Source organism: Leptolyngbya sp. FACHB-1624 (genome assembly GCF_047649235.1).
Classification (GTDB): domain Bacteria; phylum Cyanobacteriota; class Cyanobacteriia; order Leptolyngbyales; family Leptolyngbyaceae; genus Leptolyngbya; species Leptolyngbya boryana.
In genome coordinates, this window is the sequence record NZ_CP180258.1 from 1,438,220 (window position 1) to 1,459,594 (window position 21,375).

A 21,375-nucleotide genomic window follows, 5' to 3' on the forward strand; every position below is an offset into this window, starting at 1 on the left:
CAGATTATCGGTGAGGTGAGGGCTGCTGTCTGAGCGTTTGGCTAGCGTCTGAAACAGGATAAGCACGCTTCGAGGCGAATAAGTTGTATTTCATAATGCAGTAGATGGCGCGAAATCCATCTTTCCAGCCAATTTTCTTGCCTTCTTTGTAGGTTCGCCCATAGTAAGAGATGCCAACTTCGTAGATACGACATCCCATGCGAGCGACTTTAGCAGTGACTTCAGGTTCAAATCCAAATCGATTTTCTTCAATCCGAATCGATTGAATCACCTCACGCCGAAATGCCTTGTAGCAGGTTTCCATATCGGTCAGATTAATATTGGTCAGCATATTCGAGAGTGTGGTCAGAAATTTGTTGCCGACCATATGCCAATAGTAAACGACGCGATGCGGCTGATTTCCCGCAAATCGTGAACCAAATACAACGTCTGCTCGACCCTCTGCGATCGGCCTTAACAATAGCGGAAATTCCTGCGGATCATATTCTAAATCTGCGTCTTGAACGATCGCAACATCTCCTGTCACCGCTGCGAATCCGGTTCGTAATGCTGCCCCTTTGCCCCGATTTGTACTGTGGTAGAGCACTTGATCAACGATCGGTTCAATTCTCGATTTCAACAGTTCTGTTGTGCCATCTGTAGAGCAATCATCGACAATAATGATTTCGAGATTGCGAATAGGAGAGGCTTTTACCGCTTGAATTACGGTCTCGATCGTGCCTCGCTCGTTATAGCAAGGAATCACAACCGAGAGTTTTAAGCGAGACAAGCGATCGAAACCGATAGTAGATCCCTCAGTACCGTGCATAGGCTGATTCAGAGTTAGGGGCTTTCACACAGCGACAGTATATCGTATCCCTTAGCACTTTACTCAAGGGATCAAGGCTTTCAGCCGAGACAGTACTGAAAGCTAGTGCGATCGCTAGTTTGGATTCGGCAGCAATAATGGACGGAATCCATGTCGAACCGATGCCTCTCCAATCTGCTCCATCTTCTCGACGGTGATGCGATTGCGACCCCAAGAGAAGTTCGTATGCAGTTTCTCGAATTCCAGCAGCATCGATTCTGCAAAACAAGCAAACAATTGCCGTGCCGGGACATCCATATTGACAATGCTCATGATTTTCCAATCAATGTCCAGTGAATGTTCCACAATGCCACCGTTGAGTACGGTCACGCCCGGATGCTGAATCTTGGTTCCCAAGTTTTTCGGGTAGCCGCCATCAATCAGCAAACAAGGTTGTTTTAACTGAGTCGGATCAATCTCCACACCTTTCGGCATACTGGCGACCCAGACAATGATGTCTGCTTGCGGCAGGGCTTCTTCTAAGCCCTGAATTTTGCCGCGCCCAAGTTCATCTTGCAAAGCTTGCAAGCGTTCTTGATTACGAGCAATCAGCAGCAATTCTGCCACATCAGCGCGTGTGTTCAACCAGCGACAGACGGCACTGCCAATATCGCCCGTTGCACCACAAACCGCCACCGTTGCATCTGACAAGTTGATGCCCAACTGTCTGGAAGCTTGTTCGACCTGGCGACACAAAATGTACGCCGTGTGAGTATTTCCGGTCGTAAACCGTTCAAACTCCAGCATGACATTCCGCACTTGTTTAATCTGTGCCAGATTGAAATTCTCAAAAATAATCGAAGAGAATCCGCCGAGTGCTGTAATATTAATGCCATTTTTTTGAGCATGTGCCATGGCGTTAATCACTTTGCGTGTCGCTGCTTTAATCCGTCGAGTTGCCAACATTTCTGGCAAAAAGCAAGATTCCACGTAGCGTCCTTCAATTTCTTGCCCCGTGGCGCTTTTGACTCGGATTGTATCGACAATCTGCGGCGGTGCACTACACCAGAAGTCTAAACCTTGATCCGCGTATTCGGGATACCCTAGTTCTCGTGCAACAGACTGAGCGTGTTCCAAACTTGTGAGATGACCAATTAAACCAAACATCGATCGTATGAAGAAGCCCGGTATCAGGCGGCGAGATGGATATGAACGGAACCGTATTCTAATTTAAGAGAAAATATCAAAAAATTGGCAATGAATTTGTAGGAGGGAGTGGGGAGTGGGGAGTGGGGGAGTGGGAAGCCTTGTATTTTGCCATTTCCCGATTCCCTCATTTCCCGATTCCCCGATTCCCCTAACTCCAGAGTTCACTGCCGCAGACTTCAAATTCGGTGACTTATGCCGCAGCTAATCCATGCGCGGACATCCGCATCACATCACGGGTCGTAAATCCAATGTTGGTGAGGGCTTCGCCGTATTGAATCATGAAGTCTTCGACGAGGGCTTCGCGTTCCATGCCGAGAACTTGTGCGTCGTCTGCAACTTGATTCAGCATTTTCCAGACTAAAGGCAAATTGGCTTTATTGGCTTCTTCCAATTCGGCTTTCGAGGCTTCAAAGTTGGCTTTTAGCCATTCTTCGCCGTAGTTGAGGTGCATGTATTCGTCTTTGATGACACCTTCAGTGATTTTGCGAGCAAAGTCGTCTGCAACAGGAATGTAGATGTTGTATGCCGAGATCGCAAAGCATTCAATAATCAGCGATTGAATCAACAGACAGGTGACGATTTTTCCTTCGGCTGCCGCAACTTGGAAGTTTTTGTGCAATTCGGAGAAAAATTCGCGTGCGAAGTCCATGTCTGGGGTGACGCTGAGATTCCGACCACAGGCTTCAAAGCCTTTTTTGTGGCGGTTTTCCATGCGAGCGAGTCCGATCAATTGGTCTTTATCATTGGGCAGCAGGTCTGCCAATTTTTGATAATTGTCGTTCGCTTCCTGTTCGCCTTCGATGACGATCGCGTTAATTCGGCTATAGGCATCTTTATAGAGTTCACTCTGGAAGTCAATCTCTGGGGTCGCCTCAAGTTGCGGCATAGATCAGATTTCTCCTGGTCATGACTACATTTCCGCGTGCTGCGGGTTAGGGTTTGGGGTGGTCTGAGTAGAATTTCTCATTCTTCCCCCCTCTCACTTTACCGTCTAAGGTTGAGGATGACGCTAAGAATCGATAAAATCTATAGGCGATCGAGCATTGAAGCGCTAAAATAACCGATTCTTCAGTTTTGTGAGCGGTATGGAAGTTCAGAAGCGTCTCAGTTTGGGACTGCTGGTGGCGGGGGCAGGAGTGGTGCTGTTGCCATTAGGAGTCGTTTTTCTTACGTCGTTGCAGCCGACGGAAGGTTCCCCAGGTTGGACGCTGGAAAATTATCGCTCAGCTTGGGAAAAGGGACAGTTTTTGCTGGCATTTGCGAATTCGATTTTTGTGGCGATCGCGGTAACGCTGTTTCAACTGTTTACGTCGGCGCTGGCGGGGTATGCGCTGGCGCGGCTGAAGTTTCAAGGAAAACAGGCGATTTTATTAATCATTCTGGCGACGTTGGTGATTCCGTTTCAGATTTTGGTGATTCCGATTTTTCTCGTGTTGAAAGCGGGACATTTGATTAATACTTACGGAGCCTTAATTCTTCCAACTGCGGTGAATGGGTTCGGGATTTTTCTGATGCGGCAATTTTTTCAGGGGATTCCGATCGAGCTTGAGGAAGCGGCGATGTTGGATGGGGCGAATCGGTGGCAGGTGATTTGGCGGGTGATGTTGCCGTTGTCGCGTCCGGCGTTGGTGACGTTATCGCTGTTTACGTTTATTGGCGAGTGGAATGATTTGTTTAAGCCGTTGGTGTTTACGACGCGACCGGAGTTAAGAACGGTGCAGTTGGCGTTGGCGAGTTTTCAGGAGCAGTTTACGAATAGTTGGTCGCTGATGATGGCGGCAGTGGTGATTGCGACTTTACCGATCGTGGTGATTTTCGCATTGGGTCAACGGCAATTGATTCGGGGCATTGCGACGACAGGAATTAAGAATTAGGTTTTGCAAAAAACGACCGTGAAGATTCCCACAGATGCAATTCTTCCAGATAAAAAATGCCTGGCTATCTCGTGGTGCAGAAGCTCAGACATGACAAATCAAAGTTTTTAGCACCAGCTGGATTTACGCAAGAGAACCCGGAAGGTTTGAAAGCAGCAATTCTATCGTTTGCTGACGAGGGAGAAGCGATCGCAGATAAAACCTGATTCGAGTTTGTGCGTCGGAGTCGAGATACGATCGCTGCCGCTCGTAATGCGCTCAACGCTGGATGTACGATTGTCGGTGATATCTTCCCAGTAGTTTCGGTATTGGATCAAACTCGCATTGCTCCTCTCAACTGCTTGGTTGAAATCTTAAGTGGCGGACTCCCATCGGCAACAGCTTGAAATGCGCTCGTTGAATCGTTGATTGAGAAGCCTGATTTTCATTGATTTCTGAGTCACGCTAACTATTTCGCTTGAAACGGAGTAAATTGACCTCTCAATCCTTCGACGATCGCTTTTGTGTTTGCAATTAGCATCTTCTGATAAGTTTCTCCACGACTCCCTGCTTCACCCAATCCATCGGCATAGATCTCTTCTTCAGCAACCTTGACGTTTGCCTCGTTCGCAACTGTTTTAATGACCTGCGGATTGATCGAGAGTTCAGCGTAGATAGTCGGGACTTTTTTCTCTTGGATTTCCCCGACTAGCTCTTTTACCTTCGCAGCCGTTGGTTTTTCTTCAGTACTGATACCTTCGAGGGCTGCAACAGGAATGTTATAAGCTTGTGAATAGTATCCTAGTGCATCGTGGGTTGTTACTAATGTTCTAGAAGCTTGAGGAATGCTATTGATCTGGGTTTTGATCCAGCTATCAATTTGACTAATTTCTCCGGTTACTTTTTTAGCATTGTCTGCATAGAGTGTGGCATTGTTTGGAGCAATGTTTGCAAGGTTATCGCGAATAACTTCTGCAATTCGCACTCCGTTTTGGGCATTGTGCCAGACATGAGGATCAGTCTCGGTTTGTCCATCTTCTTCAAACTGCTGAGGCTTGGGAACTGCAAGTTCGTTGACTGCAACTTTTAGAGCCGAATTCGATGAGGCTTGAATCAGTTTGATCAGAGTTGGTTCAAAATTGTAACCTCCATATAGAACTAAATTGGCTTGCTCGATCGCTTTACGATCTTCGGGAGTCGCTTGATAGATATGCGGATCTGCACCAGGTTTGACTAAACAAGTTAAATTCACTGTCGCTGCTGCAATCTGCTTGGTTAAATCACAGAGGATTGTATTGGTCGCAACAACTTTGGGTACACCTTCTAACCTGGGTGAGGCTTGCGGAGTTGAGGCGGTTTGATGAGTAGAGGGTGACTGAGGCGTACAGGCGAATCCACTGAGAGCGATTGAGATTGTTGCCATAGTCCAACGCAGCCGAAAGGGCTTATCCATACTTTTTTAAGATTTAAAGTGAACATCTTGACTCTACAATGATAATCGTTCTCACTTAACTCAAATCTAAATGAATGTTGAAGGTTCAGCAATTAGCAGTTAGTTATCGAGGAATGAGGGGGCTGGATGCAGTGAGCTTCTCAATTCGAGCGGGTGAACTCGTTGGGGTGGTTGGACCGAACGGAGCCGGGAAAAGTACGATGCTCAAAGCAATGTTGGGCTTGATCCCGATTGAGCATGGAAAAGTTGAATATTGTACTTGTCCGTTGCATCGTCAGTTGGAAAAAGTCGCCTATATTCCCCAGCGATCGCAGATTGATTGGGACTATCCAATCACGGTTTGGAATGTGGTGCTCATGGCGCGAACTCGTAACTTAGGCTGGTTTCGCAGTCCCGGTCGCCCTGCAAACGAGCTTGTCAAGTCTGCTTTGGCACGAGTTGAGATGCTCGATTTGAGACATCGTAGAATCGGAGAGCTATCGGGTGGACAACAACAACGGGTATTTCTCGCACGAGCATTAGCCCAACAAGCAGATCTCTTCTTGTTTGATGAGCCATTTACGGGTGTAGACAAGAAGACAGAGGGAATTATGCTCGATGTGTTTGATGAACTGCGATCGCAAGGGAAAATCCTGCTGCTGAGTACTCATGAATGGGGAAAATCGCTCTCGCAACTCGATCGACTGCTGTTGCTCAATCAGCGGCTCATTGCATCCGGAACGCCGCAAGAAGTGATGACGGCTGAAAATTTGCAACAGGCTTATGGAACATATCTACAGAACCCGTTCCATCAAGATTTTGATTCTACACTCGCTTGCTAAGGTAAATGATGCTACAGATACTGACAGAGCCACTTGGATTTGAGTTTATGCGAAATGCTCTAGCAATCGGGCTTTTAGTCGGTATACTCTGCCCAGTGGTCGGAAGCTACCTCATTGTGCAACGAATGGCACTGTTTGGGGATGTGGTCGCGCATTGCGTGCTACCAGGACTATCGATTTCGTTCTTTTTGGGGATTGATATTTTGATTGGGGCATTCGGTGCTGGAATCTTAGGCGCGTCTTTGATTGCTTGGATTCGATCTCAAAGTCGTGTAAAAGCTGATGCAGCCATGGCGTTAACTTTCTCGTCTTTCTTCGCGCTTGGTGTGACGCTGATTACAGTTCTAAAAAATAAGCTCGATCTAGATAGCTTTTTGTTTGGTGATATTCTCGGTGTAACGGGTGCAGATATCCAACGGACTTTAATGGTTACTTTGATCATTCTGCTTGTCGTTCGATTGGCTTATAAGGAAATGCTGTTCTATACGTTTGATAAGACGGGCGCTCAAGCAATTGGACTCCCAATCAATCTCATTTACTTTGCATTTATGTCAGCCGTTACACTTACAATCATTGTCAGTATGAAGGCGGTCGGCGTAATTTTAGTCATTTCGATGCTAGTCGGTCCCGCTTTGAGTGCTTACTTACTAGTCAAAGAACTCCATCATATGATGATATTAGGCTCAGTGATCGGAGTTTTCTCTAGTATCACAGGAATCTATCTCAGCTATTATTACAATCTGCCATCGGGACCTGCGATCGTGCTCGTTTCATCGACCCTATTCATTCTATCGCTACTATTCAGCCCCACCCAGGGCATTCTCACCCGGACTCAAAATCCTTTATCACAACGATTTCGTTAGAATGAAAACACGCTGCTGTTCAGCTTCAATCGTCGCTAGCGCCGCTTAAATCCTTGCCCTCGCGAAGATTTCCCCCAAATCAGAAGCTCACCTTGTTCTCCGCCTGCTACAAGGTAGCTCCCTTGAGGATGCCACGCGAGGCAGGAAAACCCATCTGAGACGCCTTCTAAGACTTGAGCCATTGAAGTTGCTTGCCACCATAAAATGACCGAACCGTCTTCAGAAGCTGAAGCCAATAGCATTGTAGCCGGTTGAAAACAAAGTCCTTGAACGACACCCTCATGAGTGCCCAAAACGCGGCTTTCCCATCCGATCGCTTCCTCTTCATGCTTTTCCCAGACCACAATGCCCTCTGCGCTCGCAGAGGCTAGTAAGGGCGCATTGCTAGCGAATTGATCTGACCAAGCCAGGTCGCGAATCTTTCCTGGAAAACCTCTCATCATCCACGGTTCAGGATTTCCCCACTCTAAAACAGTGATTGTGCGATCGAGGTTTCCCGATGCCACATATCGACCACTCGGCGACCAAGCTACTGCAACACTCGCAGAAGGAACCATCAAATGATAGGGATCATCATCCCAGTTGCTTGTCATCCAAATTTTGATCCCTTGATAACCACCGAGACTGATACTCTCTCCGCTAGGATGCCAAACGATTTGAGAGACTGAAGAATCACCAAATAAGAGTGTCGTTACTCGCTCTCTAGATTCAGCATTCCAAATCTGTACTGTTTTGCCTAGACTGAATGCAAGATCGTTCTGAGTAGGACTCCATTGAAGTTGATCAATCCAAGCTGATTTGTTTTTGAAGGTCTGAATCAGTTCGGGCTTTGGCTTGAACTGCCAAATATTGACTTCTCCTGACTGTCCTCCTGCGGCGAGAAATTGCCCATCATGAGAAAAGGCTAAACCATCGATCGAGTACCCTGTTGCAGCTTGCAGAACAACTGATTCAAGAGTCTTCATCGAATAGAGGAGGATTTCTCCCGCAGCAGAACACACTGCTAACCCTTCGCCACTGGGCGACCAGGCAATTCCAGTCACATAGTCAGATAGCGCACTCTGATGACGTAACTCAAAGAGCGATCGCTGTTTTGAACTTACACTAAACATGCTCGAAAATCCTCTTTCAATGCTGTTTCATCTAAGTTGCGACCAATAAAGACTAATTCATTTTTGCGCGTCTCATTCGGTTTCCAAGGTCGATCGGGCTTACCATCAAACAACATATGCACCCCTTGAAATACAAAACGATTGTCTTCGCTTGCAATGTTTAGAATTCCTTTCATCCGAAAGATATCTTGTCCTTGATAGCGCAACAATCTACCCAACCAGGCATTTAGCTTTTCTCCATCCAGTGCACCAGATTCAACGATCGCGACTGAAGTCACTGTTTCATCATGTTCGTGAGCATCTTCACCGAGGAAATTCGGATCGATTTCTAAAGCGCGATCGAGATCAAATGCTTTCACACCTAGCAACGCATCCATCTCGATTTGAGCATCTCTAGTTCGATAAATTTTTGCCATTACATTCATCGATCGAATCTTCTTTTCAAGCTCATCGAGTTCTGCTCCTGAAATTAAATCGATCTTATTCAGCAAAATCACATCCGCAAATGCAATTTGTTCTTGTGCCTCATCTGCTTCCCAATGCTGTGCAATATGCTTTGCATCTACAACCGTAACAACGGCATCTAGACTGGTCAGAGTTTGCACATCTTCATCCATGAAAAAGGTCTGAATGACGGGAGCCGGATCAGCTAGACCAGTCGTTTCAATGACAATGTGATCAAAGCGATCACGCCGTTTCATCAGATTGCCAATCATCCGGATTAGATCACCCCGCACTGTACAGCAGATACAGCCATTATTCATCTCAAAAATTTCTTCATCGGTATCGATCACAAGCTGATTATCGATTCCGACTTCGCCAAACTCATTCACAATCACCGCAACTTTCTTGCCGTGTTCGTGGGTGAGAATGCGGTTTAACAAAGTTGTTTTTCCTGCTCCTAAGTAGCCCGTCAAGACGGTGACAGGTACGGCCGTTTCTAGTCCAGTAACCATCGCAACCTTTATAATGATAATCGTTATCAAGCTTATTATTAAAGAGATCGTTCGAGTAGGCAAGCAGGCTTATTGAATTTCAACAAAGCACGATCGAAACTCTGCGCTCAATGCTTCTGTCTTCACACGGCGGGGTGGTTTATTCTGTAAACATACGACACACGGTTTGAGATCGCACCAAATACTTTGCTTGCTCACGATTCATCAGGAAAGAAAAAGTCTGTTGCGTCCTCAGATGGAAGAGATTGATTTTGATAGTAAAGTTCTAGTTCTTCTGGGCTGATCGTCTGCCGAGTCGGATCAAGAAAAAAAGCTTGTACTTTCAGATAACGCCGCAATCCTTCAGAACTAGCATCTAAATGAGTTGCATCTTTGAAATCTTCAGGAAAAGTATGACTCACTTTCAGCCAAGCCTCTTGTAGAATCTGCTCAATCTCTTGAGTGGGAGCAATTTCCATCGCGTTCTCTAAGTGTTCGAGAACATCAATTGCTTTTAATAATCGCGTCATCAGTTCCGAATCTGCCATACGCTATCGCAACATTAATGCAACTTCTTTCGCAAAGTAGGTCAAAATTAAATCTGCTCCTGCCCGTTTGATGCTCAGCAATGTCTCTAGAATTACCTTTTTCTCATCAATCCAGCCCTGTTGTCCAGCCGCTTTGATCATCGCATATTCGCCGCTCACGTTGTACGCTGCAACTGGAAGATGTGTATGTTTTCGAACGCGGTGAATGATATCCAGATACGCCAGTGCAGGTTTGACCATGACAATATCTGCACCTTCTGCAATATCCAGTGCCACCTCTTTTAAGGCTTCTTGAGCATTGGCGGCATCCATTTGATAAGTCTTTTTATCGCCGAACTTGGGAGCCGAATCGAGCGCATCCCGAAACGGACCATAGTAAGCAGACGCATACTTCGCAGAATAAGCCAGAATGCTCACGTCAATGAATCCACGCTGATCTAGAGCTTTGCGAATGGCTCCCACTCGTCCATCCATCATGTCAGATGGAGCGACCATATCTGCCCCTGCTTCAGCATGTGCGATCGCTTGCTTTACCAACACTGCAACCGTCTGATCATTCAAAATCTTGCCATTTTCGACGATGCCATCGTGTCCTTGATTGCTATAAGGATCAAGCGCGACATCAGTAATCACCACAATCTCAGGAGTCTGCTGTTTAATCGCTCGAACAGTGCGAGGAATCAAACCGTCTGGATTGTAGCTTTCGGTGCCAGCATTATCTTTCTGAGCATCGGGAATTAGAGGAAATAGAGCGATCGCACCAATTCCTAGCTCAAACCCCTCAGCCACTTCTTTCAGCAGAAAATCTAGTGAGTATCGGTAGCATCCAGGCATCGAATCGACTTCAACCTTTTGTCCTTCGCCTTCCATCACAAACAGAGGATAGATCAAATCTGCGACTCGAAGCTGAGTTTCTTGCACCATGCTGCGTAAGGTAGATGTACAACGCAGACGACGCGGGCGATTGGTCAAATGTAGACTCGATTCAGCAGTCATAACATTCTAAAGAACGACAACGATTATCATTATGAGATATTTTGTGAAACAATGATAATCATTCTCTGAATTGTCGTATTTCTCATGCCCCAGGAAATTGATATCGCGATCGTTGGTGCTGGAATGCAAGCTCTTACGCTCGTTGCTCATCTGCTCCAGAAGCGCGAAAAGATGCGAAATCGGTTTAGGGTGTTCGATCCAAGCGGCAACTGGATACAGCAGTGGAATCATCAATTTGCAGCGTATGAGATTCCGCATTTGCGATCGCCCGCTGCTCATCATCCTGACCCCGATTCGTTTGCACTGCGACGATTTGCAGAGTCCCGACCGAATCAACTATTTCCGCCCTATGATTTGCCGGGAACTGCTTTGTATGAATCGTTTTGCCAGGATGTGATTCGACGTTGGCAGCTACAAGAGTGTGTAATTTCAGCTTCGATCGTGCGAATTGAGCCTTTAGCGCAACGGTTTCGATTATGGCTTCGAGATGGGCGAACAGTTCTAGCACGAAGAGTCATTATGGCAACCGGAAGTGCTGTGACGCAAGTTCCAAGTTGGGTGAACCAGATTTCAACAGCTTATCCAGACGATCGCTTAGTCCATGCAACGGCAATCGATTTACGCCTACTGAAATTAACTGGAGATCGCATTTTGATTGTAGGAGGTGGATTAACGAGCGGACACTTAGCGATCGGAGCAATGAATCGAGGCGCACAAGTAAGTTTAATGTCACGTCGATCGCTCTACGAAAAGCTATTTGACGCTGATCCAGGCTGGACAAGACCGAAGCACTTAAAAGGCTTTTATCGGGAACCTGATTGGTTCGTTCGCTGGCAGATGATCCAACAAGCTCGCAATGGCGGATCAATGACCCCGGCAATGATGACTCAACTGCGTCGTGCCCGTCATGGTGGACAACTCACGTTTTATCCTAACTGTCAAATCGCTCAAGCAAGTTGGAACGGTCAGCACTGGAAGGTCGTCTGTGAGGATGGCATAGTGCAGGAATACGATCGTATCTGGTTGGCTACAGGAACCCGATTCGATGTGACTCAAGATCCGTTGTTGGCAGAGATGCTAGAAGCTTATCCAATTCAAATTGTGAACGGACTACCTGTGTTAGATCCATGCTTGCGATGGGCAAGTTCTGAACTCTATGTGATGGGCGGATTAGCAGCACTGCAAGTCGGACCAACAGCCCGAAATATTTCTGGGGCAATGTTAGCCAGCGATCGGATGGTTCCAACTTTGATCAAACCGAGAACCGCACTCGGTCGAAAAATCGCTTGATTGATCAACTAAAATGATAATGGTTATCAAGCAACGCGATCTAAAGCAATGGCAACCCAAACACGACAAACACGTGGACAAGTCAAAGTCTTGGAAGTATTGAAACAGAGTCAGCAACCGATTTCTGCTCAAACGCTCTTCGCAGAACTGAGACAGCGAGATCAACCCTTAGGATTAGCAACCATTTATCGAGCATTAGAAGCGCTCAAGCGTGAGGGGTTAGTCCAGAGTCGAGTGACTCCGCAAGGCGAAGCCCTTTATACGATTGTAGCTGACGATCATCGGCACTTTATGACTTGTCTACGCTGTGGCACTTCAACCCCATTAGAAACTTGTCCCTTTGAAACATTAGAACAACAGTGGCGACAGTCTCAAACCTTCCAACTGTACTATCACACGCTAGAACTGTTTGGAATCTGCTGGCTTTGTCAAAACAATTCTTAAGCTTTTTAGATTGAGTGAACAAAATCGCTAGAAGCCTGTATAATTTACGAGAATGATTTTCATTCTAATTATGGACTTCCCGGTAATTCTCGTGGCTGGTGCGTCTGGAACAGGTAAGACAACCTGGATTCAGCAGCAAGGTTTGAATTCATCGATCGCGTATTGTTCGCTTGGTAGCGATGGCATTGCGATCGATGCAACGTATCTGACGACTGAAATGAGCAGCATTAATGTGTTCTCCGATCTGACGGAACTCCTATCTTTGAGGGTTCCAGTCTATCTGGAAGTTAGCGCTCAGTTAGATTTAGACTCGCTGACAATTCCGCTAGGGCATTTCCAAAAGCTTGCGATCGTGGCTCCCAATACGAACGACACAGAATGGCATCAATGGGCAGATCGAATTGTCGTAGGAATTCAAGCTGCAAAGGGTTCACAAATTTGGCGATCGAACTTGTCCGGTCAGGTTCTTGATCCCGCAAGCCTCGATACCTTGTGGGATGAACTGATCGAAGGCGCGTACGGAACCATTCAACGTGCAAAGGGAATCTTTGAAGTCGTTGATGGTAGAGCCTTTCACTTTAACTATGTTCAGGGGCATGAAACGAACTACACCGAATTGAATGTTGCGCGATCGTTCAAAGGTAGACCCGATCGCTTTAGTGGCATTGAGGTCGTTGGTGAAGCCTTTGATCAAACTGCTATTAAGCAAACGCTTCAGGACTGTTGTTTGGCAGACGATGCATTGGCATATTATCAACATCAAATTCGGCAGTCGTTAGAAATCCCTGCTTAGAGGAGAACACAATGAGAACAGCAGTTTTATCCTGCATTCATGGAAACTTTGAGGCGCTGAATGCCGTGCTATCAGATATCGATGATCAAAACGTCGATCGAATGTTCTGTCTCGGTGATTTGGTTGGATATGGTCCGTATCCCAATGCAGTTGTGGAAATGATTCGCTCTCTAGATATTCCGACCGTTCAAGGCTGTTGGGATGAAGATGTGGTTGAAGGCTTGAACGCTTGTGAATGTAGCTATCCATCTCTACTCGCTGAAAAACGAGGACGACAGGCGCATGAATGGACAAACCAAGAAATTCATCCAGAAGTGAGAGCATTTTTAGCACAACTCCCTCATACTTTACGGGATGGAAATCTCTGCTTTGTCCATGGAAGCCCGCATAGTAATCATGAATACTTGCTGCCTGAGATTGATGCATTTGTGGCGATGGAACGCGTGCTATCAACCGGAGCCGATATTCTATTTTGCGGTCATACGCATGTGCCCTATGTGCGATCGCTGGACTCTGGAGAACTCCAAATCAAAGTACAACAGTCGAAACAAGATCAATCCATTCGCTTTACTGCGCCCTTAAAGCGCATTGTTAATGCTGGCTCAGTCGGTGAACCTCGACATGGCAGACCCAATGCAACGTATGTGATTTACGACGATAGTACTGAGCACATTGCGCTGCGAGAAGTTGAATATGACTACCAAAAAACCTGTGCTGCAATTGTCGAAAAAGGACTGCCTGCCATCTTTGCCTGGAGACTCTCAAAAGGGATGGAATTTGCAGAACGCGCCGACGATCCGACTCATATCTGTGAGCGATAATTAAATGATGTCATCTTGGGCAATTTTGAGCGGTATTGAAGGTAATCTTGCCGCCTACGAAGCAGTTCTAAAAGATATTCAGCGGCAAAGGGTTGATGCTTTGTTTGTGTTGGGCGATGTGATTAGTCCCAGAGCCGATAATGAGAAATTGATTAATCGATTGACTTCTCCACGTCGAGGTGAACTTGTCCCACAAGTCTGTCAGGGTTGGTGGGAAGAACAATTACTCGTTTTGCATGGTTTAGGGCGTGTGGGAGAACCAACCGAGCTAATTGGGCGATATGGCATTCAGATGACTAAGAAACTCTGGGATTCTGTGCCTCGTAATTTAGTACGGTGGGTACAATCACTAGAATTTGGCATCTTTGAGCTAGATTGCTTACTGATTCATGGCAGTACAGTCAGCGTCAGCGATGAGCTAACCCCTGAGACTGATCCAATTCAAATGCTCGATCGCGCCATGCGAATGGATGCAAACTATCTCTTCTGCGGTCGCTCTGGACTGGCTTTTGAATACGAGATCGAATCTGGAGGAGTGCTGACTTCAGTGACAACGCTCGATCGACGATCAGAACCAGAGCCAACGAGCCTTCATCCGCGTAAAATTATTGGAGTTGGAAACGTTGGGCGAACTGCGGGACAGGCGATTTACACGATCTACAATCCGAATACCAACGCACTCAAGTTTTGCACCGTTCGGTATGATTCAGGAAAAGGATTTCAGATCAAAAGGTAGTGCAATATGACGACTGGTCGAAGATTTGCACGATCACATTAGCTTTCTCCTAAAGACTGTAGACCCAGAATGAATGACTTTGCTGCATGTCTGATCCGATTTCTCAGTTTACGCTAAAATGAGAATGATTATCGTTATTTTGCTTCTATGGTCAGCCAACTTTCTCGCTCCTTCTCCGGTAATACCTGGCAGCAGAGCGATCCGCAACAATTGCTGAAAATTCGCCATACTTGTGCTCACATTTTGGCAATGGCAGTTCAAACGCTGTTTCCTGAGGCGAAAGCGACGATTGGACCTTGGACAGACACCGGATTCTATTACGACTTTGATCGAGCCATTTCCTTTACTTCAGAAGATTTGGTGCAGATTGAAGCAGAAATGCAGCGAATCATTCGAGCCAATCTTCCCATCATTCGAGAGGTGGTGGAATATGACTCGATTCGAGCCGAGATTGTGCAGTTGAATGAGCCGTATAAGTTGGAAATCCTCGATCGCATTCCTAATGGAGAACCGATTACTCGCTACTTTATTGGTAATCCTGATAGTGGGCGTGCAACTCAGATCGAACCTTCGCTGATTGATGCGATCGCACTGCCGCCTGATGAATATTGGTGGGATCTCTGTGCAGGACCGCATTTAGACTTTACAGGTGAAATTCATCCCGATGCGATCTCGTTAGAAAGCATTGCGGGCGCGTACTGGCGCGGGGATGAAACCAAAGCACAACTCCAACGCATTTATGGCACAGCCTGGGAAACTCCAGAACAGCTACAAGCCTACTTACAGCAACGAGAAGAAGCAAAACGTCGCGACCATCGTAAGCTCGGACAAGACTTGAAGCTGTTTAGTTTGGAGGAAGATGCAGGCGGTGGATTAGTCTTCTGGCATCCACGCGGCGCAAGAATGCGTCGAATCATTGAAGATTACTGGAGACAGTCACACATTGATGCAGGCTATGAATTGCTCTACACTCCGCACATTGCGAACCTAGACCTCTGGAAAACATCGGGTCATTTCGATTTCTATCGTGACAGTATGTTTGATCAGATGGACATCGAAGAACAGCAGTATCAAATTAAGCCCATGAACTGCCCGTTTCATGTGTTGACCTACAAGCATGAACTCCATTCCTACCGAGAGTTCCCGATCCGATGGGCAGAGCTTGGAACTGTGTATCGATATGAGCGTTCAGGGGCGTTACATGGTTTGATGCGAGTACGCGGCTTTACTCAAGATGATGCGCATATCTTTTGTCTGCCGGAACAGATTGAAGATGAAATTCTCGGCGTTCTCAATCTCACAGAGCAGATTTTGTCAGACTTTGGTTTCTCGAACTATGAGGTCAATCTTTCCACTCGTCCACCTCAATCGGTTGGGAGTGATCAGATTTGGGAGAAAGCCACGATCGCGCTCCAACAAGCCTTAGATAGAAAAGGTTGGAACTATGTGATCGATGAAGGCGGCGGCGCATTCTACGGACCTAAAATTGATCTAAAAATTGAAGATGCGATCGCACGTCGTTGGCAATGTTCCACGATTCAAGTTGATTTCAATTTACCAGAACGGTTTGAGATGGAATATGTGGCGGCAGATGGGACTCGCCAGCGTCCGATCATGATTCACCGAGCAATCTTCGGATCGTTAGAGCGCTTCTTTGGCATTCTCATTGAGAACTATGCGGGAGACTTTCCGCTGTGGCTTGCACCGATTCAAGTTCGATTACTTCCAATCAGTCAAGACCAACGGGACTATGCCGAAGCGATCGCGCTGCAACTTAAGCAGGCTGGATTCCGTGCTGAAGTCGATCGCACCAACGAACGATTAGGTAAGCAAATTCGCACGGCTGAACTTGAAAAAATTCCAGTTGTCGCGGTTGTTGGCAAAAAAGAAGTTGAGTCTCAAACCCTGAGCATTCGGACTCGACCCAAAGGAGAATTAGGAGCCTTGACGCTCTCGGAACTCTGCGATCGACTCCAGCAAGCCGTCTTCAATCACGCAACTCTGTAACCATTGCATCAAAAGGCATCAGGCAATGACAACCTTTCTTCGTTCAATCCCTGAAACTATCGAACTGTTTTGTATTTCACGAGGCTTTAGATGACGGATCATGTCCTGTTTATTTGTCGATCGTGTGCTGTTTCCAAGCACCAGCGAGAACATCTCAAACATCGTGGCGGATTTCATCTGCTAGAACACCTCAAGCAGCAATCTAAAACTTGGGAGATGAATGCACCCTTTGTAATTCGAGAAGTGGAATGTTTGAGCGCCTGTAATCGTCCTTGTGTCGTTGCGCTTTCGGCTCCAGGTAAAACGACGTTGATGTTTGGAGACTTATCACCGTTTGAAAGTGCTCCTGCCATTCGAGAACTTTGCCAGCAGTATTTCCGCAGTGCTGACGGCATTGTACCGAGAAGCGATCGTCCAGACCTTCTGAAAAGAGGCATCTTAGCAAGAATTCCACCTGTGACGTAGATTTCTCTCAAATTAATGTAGAATGATAACCGTTCTCAAAACCTCCTCATACTATGAACGCAGCAACTCAATCCCACCTCGAGATCCCGAAGCGGGGGATGCCCGTTACGATCATCACCGGATTCTTAGGCAGTGGCAAAACAACCCTGCTGAATCAAATCCTGAAAAATCGCGATGATCTCAAAGTTGCAGTGCTAGTCAATGAATTTGGAGACATCAACATTGACTCGCAGCTTCTCGTTTCGCTAGATGAAGACATGATGGAACTGAGCAACGGCTGTATCTGCTGCACAATCAATGATGACTTGATCAATGCGGTCTATCGGATCTTGGAGCGAGAAGATCGAATTGATTACATGGTGATTGAGACGACAGGGGTGGCTGATCCGTTACCGATCGTGCTTACCTTTGTTAGCTCTGAACTCAGAGACTTAACGCATCTCGATTCAATTTTGACGGTTGTTGATGCAGAGACATTCACACCGGAGCATTTTGAGAGTCAAGCTGCAATCAGCCAGATTACATATGGCGATATCATTCTGCTCAACAAAACAGATTTGGCAGGACAAGAGAAAGTTGCTGAACTCGATCATTGGATTCGTAGTACTAAAACAGGTGCAAGAGTTCTACAGACTCAGTATGGCGAGGTTCCACTACCTCTAATTTTGGATGTCGGCTACTTCCAACCCGAAGCCTATGAGGACGAACATCACGAACATCACGAACATCACGAACATCACGAACATCACCACCACGATCATGACCACCATCACCACCATTCCGATCACTTAGCCAATGATGGTTTTGTTTCAATGTCTTACCAGAGCGATCGACCTTTTTCGGTTCACAAATTTCAAAGCTTTCTGGATGAATTACCGATCGAGATTTTCCGTGCAAAAGGATTGCTCTGGTTCAAAGAAAGCTATCTGAAACATATCTTTCAGTTGAGTGGAAAACGGTACGACATTCAAACCGAAGAATGGCAAAAATCTCCCTCGAATCAGCTTGTGCTGATTGGTCGAAATTTAGACACTGAGCAGCTGCGACAACAGCTTGATCAATGCTTAGAGCCGATTCCTTCTAAGCTAGTTGCTCAGTAATTTCAGCTTTCACACTCCATGTTAGAGGTGAAAACCGTCAGTGCAGAACTGGCGTAATGTCCGATTGTCTACCCTTCTAGAAATAGCAACATGAACCCACAATCCTCCTCTGATCTTGTCCTGCCCGATTCGTCTGAAACGTTTGCTGCGCTTAAGACTCAATCAAAGCCACCTGTTTCCGATGCTGAAATGATGCAAGCCGTCAGGACTTTGCTGCTGGGATTGGGAGAAGATCCTGATCGAGAAGGCTTACGCGATACGCCGAAACGAGTTGTAAAAGCCTTGAAGTTCTTGACCCAAGGCTACAATCAATCGCTAGATGAATTGCTCAATGGTGCGGTCTTTCACGAGAATGCCAATGAGATGGTGTTAGTTCGTGACATCGATCTGTTTAGCTCTTGCGAACATCACATCTTACCGATTCTGGGACGCGCTCATGTTGCGTACATTCCCAATGGAAAAGTGATCGGACTGTCAAAAATCGCTCGAATTTGTGAAATGTATGCTCGACGTTTACAGGTTCAAGAGCGATTAACCAGCCAAATTGCAGATGCACTTCAGGGCTTGCTCAAGCCACAAGGCGTTGCAGTTGTCGTCGAAGCATCGCACATGTGTATGGTCATGAGAGGGGTACAAAAGCCTGGATCATGGACGGTTACCAGCGCAATGAAAGGTGTGTTTGCGGATGATGCGAAGACGCGGCAGGAATTTATGGATTTGATTCGCCATAGTCCAAAGTTTAACTAAATGCTTTGTCGAGCAATCCATATCCTCAAGCCCGATTGGATTGCTCTTTCCTAATCATTTGAGTGTGCCTGCAATGCCAGAAGAATTGTCCATTCCAGAAACTCGCCTACCTGTAACCATCATTACAGGTTTTTTAGGAAGCGGAAAGACAACACTGCTCAATCAAATTCTGAAGAACTATCATGATGTCAAAGTTGCAGTTTTAGTCAATGAGTTTGGCAGTATCAATATTGATAGTCAGTTACTTATCTCGATCGACGAAGATATGATCGAGCTTTCAAATGGCTGTATCTGCTGTACGATGAATGGCAATTTAGTAGATGCAGTTTACTCGATTTTAGAACGACGCGATCGCATTGACTATCTCATTGTCGAGACAACAGGACTCGCTGATCCGTTACCGATCGCACTAACTTTTTTAAGCACAGAACTTCGCGATTTTACCCGACTCGATTCGATCTTAACGCTGGTTGATGCTGCAACCTTTACACCTGACCACTATGAGAGTGCAATCGCGCTACAGCAAATCTGTTATGGAGATATCATCATTCTCAACAAAATGGATCTCGTTTCAGAAGATCAAGCAAACGAGCTAGAAGACTTTATCCGAGATGTCAAAGAGAAAGCGCGAGTTCTAAGAACTCAACAAGGGTATCTGCCGCTGTCACTCATTTTAGATGTGAATCTATCCCAAAACAGCTTTTATCAAGGAATCCAATCGGCTCCAGAGAGTTTAGAACAATCAAGGCAATTGCGATCGATTGAAGGATTCACGGCGGTTGCTTTCGAGAGCGATCGACCCTTTTCAGTCAAAAAGTTCCAGGAATTTCTCGACTATCAACTTCCTGAAAATGTATTTCGCGCCAAAGGCATTCTCTGGTTTTCCGAGAGTCCAGCCCGTCATATTTTTCAACTGAGTGGAAAGCGATTTCACCTTGAAGACAGCGATTGGGATGGCAAGCCTAGAAATGAAATGGTTCTAATCGGGCGTAAACTCGATGCTTTATTTCTGACGCAAACCCTGAATAATTGCCTCACCCGATGACAACGATCGATCAAAATTACCTGTGGATAGAACGCCTCAAATTTAACGAAGCAGGGTTAGTTCCAGCCATTGCTCAAGACTATCAAGATAGCTTTGTACTCATGATGGCGTGGATGAGCCGTGAATCGATCCAGCGAACGCTAGAGACAGGAGAAGCACACTACTGGAGCCGTTCTCGCGCTGAACTGTGGCATAAAGGTGCAACTTCAGGGCATATTCAGAAAGTCAAAGCGTTGTACTACGATTGTGATGCAGATGCTCTTTTGCTCCAAGTTGAGCAAGTGGGAAATGTTGCCTGTCACACAGGGGTAAAAAGCTGCTTTTTTAACCCTGTTCGACTTCGCGTTTAAGGCTGTTGAATCACTAAACTTTTACCCCGCTGCCTAGTCTTTGGGGCAACACTAAATAGGCGCAAATACTGGCGTGGATATTGATGGAGAAGCTGCTCTAAAGTCGCGATCGCATCGCCTTCATGACGAGTCCTAATCAAACCACAATTTGACCAGGAATTTGCTCGAAAGCGTCTATTATCCGCCTGCTCAATTCCAATCTCTAATCCTTGAGCTAATTGATCTTGAACCCAAGCCAATGTTGCAGAATTCAAAGTTGCAGAATTTAAAGTTGTCGATCGTAGCTTTTGAGCACCATTTTCTGGTTCAGACTGTCCATCCACTTCATTCTGAATTGCAGCAATGCAAGCATTATCTTCAGCACAGAGATAACCTTGACGCAGCTTTTGATTGATACTCACCACATGACGTGCAAATGTTGAATCTGTATCCTGAACAGTTGGTAAGCGATCCGCTTGTTGCTGATGCGTGATGATAGAACCAGAAGCAATGTATCTCCCGGCTGGAATTTGAACATTCTCGATCAGCGCATGAGACATTACAATACAGCCATTGCCCACACGAGCATTAAACACTGTAGAGCGGAAGCCAATAAAGCAATCTTTTCCCACATAAGCAGGCCCATGAATCAACGCCATGTGAGTAATCGAAGCATTCTCACCAATCCACACTGAGTAAGATTCACCATCCTCTCCCGTGATCCGCCCCTGTTCCAAACCGTGAATCACCGCGCCATCTTGAATATTCACATTTGAGCCAATGTAAAACGGCATCCCTTCATCTGCCCGAATCGAGACTCCAGGCGCGATATGAACCTGTGTGCCAATTCTCACGTCTCCAATCACGTTTGTTAATGGATGGATATAGACACTCGGATCAAGGGTTGGCTCAATTAGAGTTTGTGCCCAAGGTGTGGGTGGAGCGGGAATCGAATGAATGTCCATGTTAATATGAGAACGATTATCATTATGAAGTGTACCTGAAAGTTGCTGCTGTTCAC

At 46.2% G+C, this 21,375-nt stretch carries 25 protein-coding genes; 16 read left to right on the top strand and 9 right to left on the bottom strand.

Translation table 11 applies throughout. The features are described 5' to 3' along the window. Window positions 1-4: 4 nt before the first annotated feature. The 3 genes from ACMUEV_RS06605 to ACMUEV_RS06615 form a co-directional block, all read right to left on the bottom strand. Complete coding sequence (locus ACMUEV_RS06605) at window positions 5-808, bottom strand: glycosyltransferase family 2 protein (protein WP_190652118.1); 804 nt, start codon at window positions 806-808, stop codon at window positions 5-7. A gap of 114 nt (window positions 809-922) precedes the next feature. Then, window positions 923-1,954 carry a long-chain acyl-[acyl-carrier-protein] reductase gene (locus tag ACMUEV_RS06610; protein ID WP_017289932.1) on the bottom strand — a complete coding sequence of 344 codons (1,032 nt, stop codon included), beginning with the start codon at window positions 1,952-1,954 and terminating at the stop codon, window positions 923-925. A gap of 232 nt (window positions 1,955-2,186) precedes the next feature. Then, the gene (locus tag ACMUEV_RS06615; protein ID WP_017289931.1) at window positions 2,187-2,882 is read right to left on the bottom strand and encodes an aldehyde oxygenase (deformylating); all 696 of its coding nucleotides are present in this window, start codon (window positions 2,880-2,882) and stop codon (window positions 2,187-2,189) included. Between the two features lie 199 nt (window positions 2,883-3,081). On the opposite strand from ACMUEV_RS06615, the gene ACMUEV_RS06620 reads away from it, so the two are divergent. From ACMUEV_RS06620 to ACMUEV_RS06630, 3 genes are read left to right on the top strand one after another with little or no spacing between them, the layout of a single operon-like run. Next, window positions 3,082-3,870, top strand: a complete 789-nt coding sequence (locus tag ACMUEV_RS06620; protein WP_190652117.1) for a carbohydrate ABC transporter permease — start codon at window positions 3,082-3,084, stop codon at window positions 3,868-3,870. Between the two features lie 56 nt (window positions 3,871-3,926). Then, on the top strand, window positions 3,927-4,076 hold the full coding sequence (locus ACMUEV_RS06625; protein WP_190652116.1) for a hypothetical protein: 150 nt from the start codon (window positions 3,927-3,929) through the stop codon (window positions 4,074-4,076). Between the two features lie 9 nt (window positions 4,077-4,085). Beyond that, a complete protein-coding gene (locus ACMUEV_RS06630) occupies window positions 4,086-4,256 on the top strand; it encodes a hypothetical protein (protein ID WP_017289928.1) in 171 nt (56 codons plus the stop codon). A 62-nt stretch (window positions 4,257-4,318) separates the two neighbouring features. Here ACMUEV_RS06630 and ACMUEV_RS06635 read toward each other — a convergent pair whose 3' ends face one another. Then, on the bottom strand, window positions 4,319-5,272 hold the full coding sequence (locus ACMUEV_RS06635; protein ID WP_190652115.1) for a metal ABC transporter solute-binding protein, Zn/Mn family: 954 nt from the start codon (window positions 5,270-5,272) through the stop codon (window positions 4,319-4,321). 104 nt (window positions 5,273-5,376) lie between these two features. Between ACMUEV_RS06635 and ACMUEV_RS06640 the strand changes: the two genes are divergently transcribed. Both ACMUEV_RS06640 and ACMUEV_RS06645 read left to right on the top strand, forming a co-directional pair. Beyond that, window positions 5,377-6,123, top strand: a complete 747-nt coding sequence (locus tag ACMUEV_RS06640; protein ID WP_190652114.1) for a metal ABC transporter ATP-binding protein — start codon at window positions 5,377-5,379, stop codon at window positions 6,121-6,123. A gap of 47 nt (window positions 6,124-6,170) precedes the next feature. After that, the gene (locus ACMUEV_RS06645) at window positions 6,171-6,986 is read left to right on the top strand and encodes a metal ABC transporter permease (RefSeq protein ID WP_242044557.1); all 816 of its coding nucleotides are present in this window, start codon (window positions 6,171-6,173) and stop codon (window positions 6,984-6,986) included. 35 nt (window positions 6,987-7,021) lie between these two features. Here the strand turns inward: ACMUEV_RS06645 and ACMUEV_RS06650 are convergent, their stop codons facing one another. From ACMUEV_RS06650 to hemB, 4 genes are all read right to left on the bottom strand, one after another. Then, entirely contained in the window at window positions 7,022-8,098 is a 1,077-nt protein-coding gene (locus ACMUEV_RS06650) for a WD40 repeat domain-containing protein (protein WP_415354745.1), read from the bottom strand. Further along, a complete protein-coding gene (locus ACMUEV_RS06655) occupies window positions 8,086-9,054 on the bottom strand; it encodes a CobW family GTP-binding protein (protein WP_415354746.1) in 969 nt (322 codons plus the stop codon). The genes ACMUEV_RS06650 and ACMUEV_RS06655 overlap by 13 nt, the downstream gene beginning before the upstream one ends. A gap of 194 nt (window positions 9,055-9,248) precedes the next feature. Next, window positions 9,249-9,581, bottom strand: a complete 333-nt coding sequence (locus ACMUEV_RS06660) for a hypothetical protein (protein WP_190652111.1) — start codon at window positions 9,579-9,581, stop codon at window positions 9,249-9,251. A gap of 3 nt (window positions 9,582-9,584) precedes the next feature. Then, window positions 9,585-10,577 (bottom strand): porphobilinogen synthase, encoded by a 993-nt coding sequence (hemB, locus tag ACMUEV_RS06665; RefSeq protein ID WP_190652110.1) that lies wholly within the window; start codon window positions 10,575-10,577, stop codon window positions 9,585-9,587. Window positions 10,578-10,661: 84 nt separating this feature from the next. Between hemB and ACMUEV_RS06670 the strand changes: the two genes are divergently transcribed. The 11 genes from ACMUEV_RS06670 to hisI all read left to right on the top strand — a co-directional run bounded on the left by ACMUEV_RS06670 (window position 10,662) and on the right by hisI (window position 20,375). Beyond that, on the top strand, window positions 10,662-11,867 hold the full coding sequence (locus ACMUEV_RS06670) for an FAD/NAD(P)-binding protein (protein WP_190652109.1): 1,206 nt from the start codon (window positions 10,662-10,664) through the stop codon (window positions 11,865-11,867). 48 nt (window positions 11,868-11,915) lie between these two features. Further along, on the top strand, window positions 11,916-12,311 hold the full coding sequence (locus ACMUEV_RS06675; RefSeq protein ID WP_190652108.1) for a Fur family transcriptional regulator: 396 nt from the start codon (window positions 11,916-11,918) through the stop codon (window positions 12,309-12,311). Between the two features lie 52 nt (window positions 12,312-12,363). Beyond that, window positions 12,364-13,104 (top strand): GTP-binding protein, encoded by a 741-nt coding sequence (locus tag ACMUEV_RS06680; RefSeq protein WP_190652107.1) that lies wholly within the window; start codon window positions 12,364-12,366, stop codon window positions 13,102-13,104. Between the two features lie 11 nt (window positions 13,105-13,115). Continuing rightward, window positions 13,116-13,925 carry a metallophosphoesterase family protein gene (locus tag ACMUEV_RS06685; RefSeq protein ID WP_190652106.1) on the top strand — a complete coding sequence of 270 codons (810 nt, stop codon included), beginning with the start codon at window positions 13,116-13,118 and terminating at the stop codon, window positions 13,923-13,925. Window positions 13,926-13,929: 4 nt separating this feature from the next. Beyond that, a complete protein-coding gene (locus tag ACMUEV_RS06690; RefSeq protein WP_242044555.1) occupies window positions 13,930-14,661 on the top strand; it encodes a metallophosphoesterase family protein in 732 nt (243 codons plus the stop codon). Window positions 14,662-14,808: 147 nt separating this feature from the next. Further along, complete coding sequence (gene thrS / locus ACMUEV_RS06695; RefSeq protein ID WP_415354747.1) at window positions 14,809-16,668, top strand: threonine--tRNA ligase; 1,860 nt, start codon at window positions 14,809-14,811, stop codon at window positions 16,666-16,668. A 90-nt stretch (window positions 16,669-16,758) separates the two neighbouring features. Continuing rightward, window positions 16,759-17,133, top strand: a complete 375-nt coding sequence (locus ACMUEV_RS06700; RefSeq protein ID WP_190652104.1) for a DUF1636 family protein — start codon at window positions 16,759-16,761, stop codon at window positions 17,131-17,133. Between the two features lie 53 nt (window positions 17,134-17,186). Further along, entirely contained in the window at window positions 17,187-18,233 is a 1,047-nt protein-coding gene (locus tag ACMUEV_RS06705; RefSeq protein ID WP_348251556.1) for a GTP-binding protein, read from the top strand. A gap of 90 nt (window positions 18,234-18,323) precedes the next feature. Next, window positions 18,324-18,980, top strand: coding sequence for a GTP cyclohydrolase I FolE (gene folE, locus ACMUEV_RS06710; protein ID WP_017289912.1), 657 nt, complete (start codon window positions 18,324-18,326; stop codon window positions 18,978-18,980). 73 nt (window positions 18,981-19,053) lie between these two features. Continuing rightward, complete coding sequence (locus tag ACMUEV_RS06715) at window positions 19,054-20,025, top strand: CobW family GTP-binding protein (protein ID WP_190649491.1); 972 nt, start codon at window positions 19,054-19,056, stop codon at window positions 20,023-20,025. Next, window positions 20,022-20,375 (top strand): phosphoribosyl-AMP cyclohydrolase, encoded by a 354-nt coding sequence (hisI, locus tag ACMUEV_RS06720; protein ID WP_415354748.1) that lies wholly within the window; start codon window positions 20,022-20,024, stop codon window positions 20,373-20,375. The genes ACMUEV_RS06715 and hisI overlap by 4 nt, the downstream gene beginning before the upstream one ends. Here hisI and ACMUEV_RS06725 read toward each other — a convergent pair. Continuing rightward, window positions 20,372-21,319, bottom strand: coding sequence for a ribulose bisphosphate carboxylase small subunit (locus ACMUEV_RS06725; RefSeq protein ID WP_017289909.1), 948 nt, complete (start codon window positions 21,317-21,319; stop codon window positions 20,372-20,374). The two genes, hisI and ACMUEV_RS06725, sit on opposite strands and share 4 nt — an antisense overlap. Window positions 21,320-21,375: the final 56 nt, after the last annotated feature.